The following is a 6,810-nucleotide window of genomic DNA, read 5'->3' as shown; positions in this document are numbered from 1 at the left end:
GAGCCGTGGCCGAACGGCACCCCCTGCTGGGTCGACCTCATGGCCACCGATCCGGATCGGAGCCAGGAGTTCTACCGCGCGGTCCTCGGCTGGGAGTTCGAGGACCCCGGAGCCGGGCCGGAGTACGGCGGCTACCGCTGGGCCCTCGTGGACGGGCGCCCCGTGGCCGGTCTCTCGCCCACGGTCCCGGACCTCGAGGGGCTCCCGCACCTGTGGCGGGTCTACCTCGCCACCCGGGACGTCCCCGAGTGCGTGCAACGGATCACCGAGGCGGGCGGCACGCTCCTCGCGGGGCCCACCGAGGTCGGCCGGTTCGGGACGATGGCCCTGTGCGCCGACCCGACCGGGGCGACCTTCGGGCTCTGGCAGGCCGGTGCGCACCCGGGGTTCCGGGTCGTGGACGTGCCGGGGGCCGTGGTCTGGTGCGACCTCGTGACGCCCGACCACGAGGCCGCGCGCGACTTCTACGCGGACGTCTTCGGCTACAGCTACCACGACTCCGGCGCGGACGGCGCCCCCTACGCGATGTTCACGGTGCCGCACGAGGAGGGTCCCGCGGGCGGGATCGGCGGGACCGACCCCGCGGCAGAGAACGCGCCCGCGGTCTGGTCCGTGTGCTTCCAGGTCGACGACGTCGACGACGTCGTCCGCCGGGTGCGCGGCGCCGGCGGCTCGGTGATGGAGGACCCCATCGAGTTCCCCTACGGACGGCTCGCGGTGGTCGCCGGCCCGGACCGGGAGTCCTTCGCCGTCATGACCCCGGGGGAACCGGAGCCGGCCACCGGGTGAGCGTCCCGCGGCCGTGACGCCCGCGGACGGCCACCCGGAGCCCTCCGGCCCCGAGCGCGCCGCCGCCGAGGGGACCGGCAGGAGCCTTTCGAACGGCGGTAGTCTGGTGACCCAGCTGACATCCCCTGCCACCCCTCACAGATCGGAGCGACGTGAACGCCATCGTCCTCGCCGTCATCGGCGTCGCCATGATGATCCTCGGGTACGTCCTGTACTCGAAGTTCCTGGCCCGCCGGGTCTACAAGCTGCAGGAGTCCTTCGTCACCCCCGCTCACGAACTGAGCGACGGCGTGGACTACGTGCCCACGAACAAGTACATCCTCTGGGGCCACCACTTCACCTCGGTGGCCGGCGCCGCGCCCATCGTGGGGCCCGCCATCGCCGTCATCTGGGGCTGGCTGCCCGCCTTCCTCTGGGTGACCATCGGCACCGTCTTCTTCGCCGGCATCCACGACTTCGGCGCGCTGTGGGCCTCCTCCCGGCACCAGGGCAAGTCCATCGGCTCGCTCTCCGGCAAGTACATCGGCCACCGCGGCCGGAACCTGTTCCTGGTCGTCATCTTCCTGGTGCTGCTCATGGTCAACGCCGCGTTCGCCGTGGTCATCGCCGGCCTGCTCACCGGGACCCCCACCGCGGTCATCCCCACGTGGGGCGCGATCGTCGTCGCCCTGCTCATCGGCCAGGCCATCTACCGGTTCAAGTGGAACCTCCCGCTCGTGTCCGTGGTCGGGGTCGTCGCCCTCTACTCCCTGATCCTGATCGGCGACCGGTTCCCCGTGGTGCTGCCGGAGACGATCCTCGGTCTCTCCGCCACCGCCTTCTGGATCGTGGTCCTGTTCCTCTACGCGGGCATCGCCTCGGTCCTGCCCGTGTGGATGCTCCTCCAGCCGCGCGACTACATCAACGGTCTCCAGCTGTTCATCGCCCTGGGCATCCTCTACGGCGCGGTCCTCATCTCCGCCCCGACCGTGGTGGCCCCGGCCTTCAACGACGCCGTGCCCGAGGGCACGCCCAGCCTCGTCCCGCTGCTGTTCGTCACCATCGCGTGCGGGGCGATCTCCGGCTTCCACGGCATCGTCGCCTCCGGCACCTCCTCCAAGCAGCTGGACAAGGAGACGGACGCCCGCTTCGTCGGCTACTTCGGGGCAGTGGGCGAGGGCCTGCTCGCCCTGGGCGCGATCATCGCCACGACCGCCGGCTTCCGCACGATCGCGGAGTGGGAGGAGATCTACACCGCGTTCGGCCAGGGCGGGGTGACCGCCTTCGTGCAGGGCGGCGGCGCCATCGTCAACGGCGGCCTGGGCATCCCGGTCGGCCTGAGCGCCACCATCCTGGCGACCATGGCCGTCCTGTTCGCGGCCACGACCATGGACACCGGCATCCGCCTGCAGCGTTTCGTGGTGCAGGAGGCGGCGCACATCATCGGCGTCAACGTCAACAAGGCGATCGCCACCGTCATCGTGCTGGCCGTGGCCATGGGCCTGACCTTCGGGGCCGGCGCGGACGGCTCCGGCGGCCTGCTGATCTGGCCGCTGTTCGGCACCACGAACCAGCTGCTGGCCGGTCTGACGCTGTCGATGGTCGCGGTGATCCTGCTGCGCAAGGGCCGTCCTGTGCTCCCCGTGCTGTTGCCGCTGCTGTTCCTCCTGGTGATGTCCGTCTACGCGCTCATCGTGCAGATGAGGCAGTTCTACGACACCCAGAACTGGTTCCTGCTCGTGCTGGACGTCATCATTCTCATCGCGGCCGTGTGGGTCATCTTCGAGTCCTTCATCGCCATGAACCAGGCCCGCAAGAACCCGCCGGAGCTGGACGAGGACGCGCGCGTGGCCGCCGAACCGGGGAAGCGCTCCTCCCGGTGAACCGGTGACGGTCCTCGACCGGCTGCACACCGTGCAGGCCCGCCTCCGGGCGGGCCTGCACGAGTTCTACGTGGCGCCCTACCGGCGCACCTTCGCCCGCGCCCAGCGCGACGAGGAGGACCTGTTCATGATGCTGGTCCTCTCCGAGGCGCTGGGGGTGCCCAACCCCGCCAGCTACTACACGGTGGAGCTGCTGCCCGTGGTCTACGACCGGTTCCACGACTGGCACCGGAGGATGGGCCTGGAGCGCTCGCCCCTGGAGCACATCTCATGCTGCTAGAACTGGCCGCCGACCGGCGGGTGCTGTTCGTGGGCGGCAAGGGCGGTGTCGGCAAGACCGCGGTGGCCTCCGCCACAGCCCTCGCCCAGGCCCGCGCCGGCCGGCGGGTGCTCGTGGTCTCCACCGACCCCGCCCACAACCTCGGGCACCTGTGGGACCGCACCGTGGGGGACCGGATCACCCCGCTCGCCCGCGATCTCGGCGGGGACACCGGCGGTCCTGCCGGCGGCGGCCCCGGGGGCGCCGTCGCTCCCGGCGGCGTCCTGGACGGCATCGAGGTGGACCCGGTCGCCACCACGGACGCCCACCTCGCGGCCGTGGGCGCCACGATCCGCCGGCTGATGCCCGAGCACCTCGCCGGCGAGGTCGACAAGCACATGCGGCTCGCCCGCGACTCCCCGGGCACCCACGAGTCCGCCGTGCTCGAGCGCATCGCCGAGCTCGTGGAGCTCGGCCTGCGGGACTACGACCTCGTGGTCTTCGACACCGCCCCGTCCGGGCACACCGCTCGCCTCATGGCCCTGCCGGAGATCATGTCCGCCTGGACCGAGGGGCTGCTGCGGCGCCGCGGCCGGGCCGAGCGCTTCGGCGCCGCCCTGCGCGGGCTCGAGGACCGGGACGCCGCGGAGGACGTCGTGGGCACGGAGCGGCCCCGGGACCCGCGCGAGGAGCGCGACCTCGAGATCCGCCGGGTGCTGCTGCGCCGGCGCGAGCGCTTCGAGGCGCTGCGCGAGGTCCTCGTGGACCGGCGGCGCTGCGCCTTCGTCATCGTCCTGGCCGCGGAACGGCTCCCCGTCCTCGAGACGGTCGAGCTGCACGAGCAGCTCGTGCGCGCCGGGGTCGACGTGGGGGCGCTCGTGGTGAACAAGCGGTCCCCCGCCGACGCCGGCGACTTCCTCGCCGAGCGCCGCCGCCTCGAGGAGGTGCACCTGGCCACCCTCCGCGAGGCGCTGCCGGACGTCCCGCTGCTGCAGGTGCCCCTGCTGCCCGGCGACGTCGTGGGGGAGGAGGCCCTCGAACGATTCGGGGCCGTGCTCGCCCAGGCGGATGTCAGGGCCCCGTGACACCCTGGATGTCATGACCTCCACCCCGGACGGGCAAGGACGGGCGGGCCCCTGGCTGCTGGCCGGGATCGCCGCTACCTCCGTGGCCGTGGGACTGGCCGAGCTGCTCGCGTGGGTGACCGGACCGGTCGGGGCGCCCCTGACCGCTGTGGGCGGCGTGATCGTGGACGGCGTGCCGGCCCCGGTCAAGGACGCCGCCATCGCCCTGTTCGGCACCGCCGACAAGCTCGTGCTCCTGCTCGTCATGGCGGCCGGTCTGCTGGGCCTCGGCGCGGCCGTCGGCGCGGCGCAGCGCCGCCGCCCACCACTGGGCACGGGCCTGCTCGGGGCCCTGGGGCTCGTGGGCCTGCTCGCCGTGCTCACGAGGGCCGGGGTGTCCGTGGCGGACACGGTCCCGGTCGTCGTCGGCACGGGCGCCGGTACGGTCTGCCTGACGCTGCTCACCCGGTCGGCCACGGCCGGTGAACATGCCGACGAGGGCATGGATCGCCGGGGCTTCGTCACCGTCGCCGCGGCCGTGGCGGTGCTCGGCGCGGCGGCCGGGGTGGCCGGGCGCTGGGCGTCGTCGGCTGCGGCCCGGGTTCCCGCGGCCCGGGAGGCCCTGCGGATACCGCCCCCGGTGGTCGAGGACCCGATACCGCCGCGCGCCGACCTGGGCGTCGAGGGCGTGGAGCCCTGGCTGACCCCCGCCGACGACTTCTACCGCATCGACACCGCCCTGACCGTTCCGCGCATCGACGTGGCGGACTGGCGGCTGCGGATCCACGGCATGGTGGACCGCGAGATCGAGCTGGGCTTCGAGGACCTGACGGCACGCCCGCTCGTGGAGCACGTGCTGACCCTGGCCTGCGTGTCCAACCCGGTGGGCGGGGACCTCGTGGGCAACGCCGTGTGGACCGGGGTGCCGATCCGCGACCTGCTGGCCGAGGCCGGAACACATGCCGATGCCGACATGGTTCTCTCGACCTCCCAGGACGGCTTCACGGCCGGCACCCCGCTGTCCGCCCTGACGGACCCGGACCGGGAGTCGCTGCTGGCCGTGACCATGAACGGTGAACCCCTGCCGTTCCAGCACGGCTACCCCGTGCGGATGGTGGTGCCGGGCCTCTACGGCTACGTCTCGGCCACGAAGTGGGTCGTGGACCTCGAGGTCACCCGGTTCGACCGCGCGCAGGCCTACTGGACGACGCGGGGGTGGTCGGCGCGCGGGCCGGTCAAGCTGTCCTCGCGCATCGAGGTCCCGGCGGACGGGGGCCGGGTGGACCGCGGCGCGGTGGTCGTCGCGGGCACGGCCTGGGCCCAGCACACCGGGATCGCTGCCGTCCAGGTCAGCGTGGACGGCGGACCGTGGCGGGACGCGGAGCTCGGCGCGGTCACCTCGGAGGACACGTGGCGGCAGTGGGTGCTGCGCCCGTCCGGTCTGGGGCCCGGGCAGCACACGGTCCGGGTGCGGGCGGTGGACACGCAGGGGACCGTGCAGACCGCGGAGGAGGCGCCGCCGGCGCCGGACGGCGCCACGGGCCTGCACGAGCGGGTGTTCACGGTCGCCTGACCTCCGGCGGCACCCCGCACTCCGGGTCCAGCGCGGAACACCGCGGCCGACGTCGTCGTCACGGAGGACGGGCAGCGCTGGGCCGCCGCGCAGCAGGTCGTCGTCGCTCCGGACGCCGGGCAGGTCGTCGGGCGGCGCTCGGGCTTCCTGCGCGGGCCCCGGGGGGCGCACGGCTAGCGCACGCCCCCGGGGCCCGGTCAGCGGCCGAAGAGGACCTTGGCCTCGTCCCAGCGGTGCTGGGGGACGGTCTTGAGTCCGGCGAGGGCGTCCTCGAAGGGGACGCGGACCATGTCGGTGCCGCGGATGGCGACCATCTTCCCCCACTGCTTGGCGTGGACGAGGTCGACCACGGCCAGGCCGTAGCGGGTGGCCAGGACCCGGTCGAAGCCGGTGGGGGCCCCGCCGCGCTGGATGTGGCCCAGGATGGTGTTGCGGGTCTCGATGCCGGTGCGCGCCTCGATCTGCTCGGTGACGTGCTCCCCGACCCCGCCCAGGCGGGGCCGGCCGGAGGCCTCGGTGCCCCTGCCGGCCACGACGTCGTCGGCGCCCTCGGGGATGAAGCCCTCGGCCACGACGACCAGCGGGGAGCGGCCGCGGTCGTGGACCTCGCTCACCCAGGCGCAGACCTGGTCCATGGAGACCTGCTGCTCGGGGATCAGCACGGCGTGGGCCCCGGCCGACATCCCGGAGTGCAGGGCGATCCAGCCGACGTGGCGGCCCATGACCTCCGCGACCATGGCCCGGTGGTGGGACTCCCCGGTGGTGCGCAGCCGGTCCATGGCGTCGGTGGCGATGGACACGGCGGTGTCGAAGCCGAAGGTGTAGTCGGTGGCCTGCAGGTCGTTGTCGATGGTCTTGGGGACCCCGACCACGGGCAGCCCGGCCTCGGCCAGGCGCTTGGCCCCGGCCAGGGTGCCCTCCCCGCCGACGGCGACGATCGCGTCGATGTGGTGGCGCTCGAGCATGACCGCGATCTTCTCGGGGCCGCCGCCGGGGCCCTCGTAGGGGTTGGTGCGGGAGGTGCCCAGGATGGTCCCGCCCTCCCGGGCCAGGCCGCGGACCCGGGTGCGGGGCAGGTCCATGATGTCGCCGTCCACGACCCCGCGCCAGCCGTCGCGGAAGCCCACGAACTCGTGGCCGTAGGTCTTGATCCCGTGCAGCACCGCCCCGCGGATCACGGCGTTGAGGCCGGGGCAGTCCCCGCCGCTGGTCAGCAGTCCGATCTTCATCCGTGCAGTCTCCTGGGGTCTCGAGGCGTGAGGG

The 6,810-nt window shown here is 73.4% G+C and carries 6 protein-coding genes; 5 read left to right on the top strand and 1 reads right to left on the bottom strand.

Annotated elements, in window-relative coordinates; all coding sequences use genetic code 11:
- The 5 genes from ACH9EU_RS14925 to ACH9EU_RS14905 form a co-directional block, all read left to right on the top strand.
- Window positions 1–789: VOC family protein (locus tag ACH9EU_RS14925; protein ID WP_396414701.1), on the top strand; the 789-nt coding region annotated here is incomplete at its 5' end.
- A gap of 152 nt (window positions 790–941) precedes the next feature.
- The gene (locus ACH9EU_RS14920) at window positions 942–2,651 is read left to right on the top strand and encodes a carbon starvation CstA family protein (RefSeq protein WP_396414700.1); all 1,710 of its coding nucleotides are present in this window, start codon (window positions 942–944) and stop codon (window positions 2,649–2,651) included.
- Window positions 2,652–2,655: 4 nt separating this feature from the next.
- Window positions 2,656–2,931, top strand: coding sequence for a cory-CC-star protein (locus tag ACH9EU_RS14915; protein ID WP_396414699.1), 276 nt, complete (start codon window positions 2,656–2,658; stop codon window positions 2,929–2,931).
- Window positions 2,922–3,995 carry an ArsA-related P-loop ATPase gene (locus ACH9EU_RS14910; protein ID WP_396414698.1) on the top strand — a complete coding sequence of 358 codons (1,074 nt, stop codon included), beginning with the start codon at window positions 2,922–2,924 and terminating at the stop codon, window positions 3,993–3,995. Before ACH9EU_RS14915 ends, ACH9EU_RS14910 begins: the two co-directional genes overlap by 10 nt.
- Before the next feature lie 13 nt (window positions 3,996–4,008).
- Entirely contained in the window at window positions 4,009–5,547 is a 1,539-nt protein-coding gene (locus ACH9EU_RS14905) for a molybdopterin-dependent oxidoreductase (protein WP_396414697.1), read from the top strand.
- A 197-nt stretch (window positions 5,548–5,744) separates the two neighbouring features.
- Here the strand turns inward: ACH9EU_RS14905 and ACH9EU_RS14900 are convergent, their stop codons facing one another.
- Window positions 5,745–6,776, bottom strand: a complete 1,032-nt coding sequence (locus ACH9EU_RS14900; RefSeq protein ID WP_396414151.1) for a 6-phosphofructokinase — start codon at window positions 6,774–6,776, stop codon at window positions 5,745–5,747.
- Between the last annotated feature and the right edge of the window lie 34 nt (window positions 6,777–6,810).

The organism is Kocuria rhizosphaerae (genome assembly GCF_044462265.1).
GTDB lineage: Bacteria > Actinomycetota > Actinomycetes > Actinomycetales > Micrococcaceae > Kocuria > Kocuria rhizosphaerae.
This window is presented reverse-complemented; position numbering and strand designations above follow the sequence as displayed.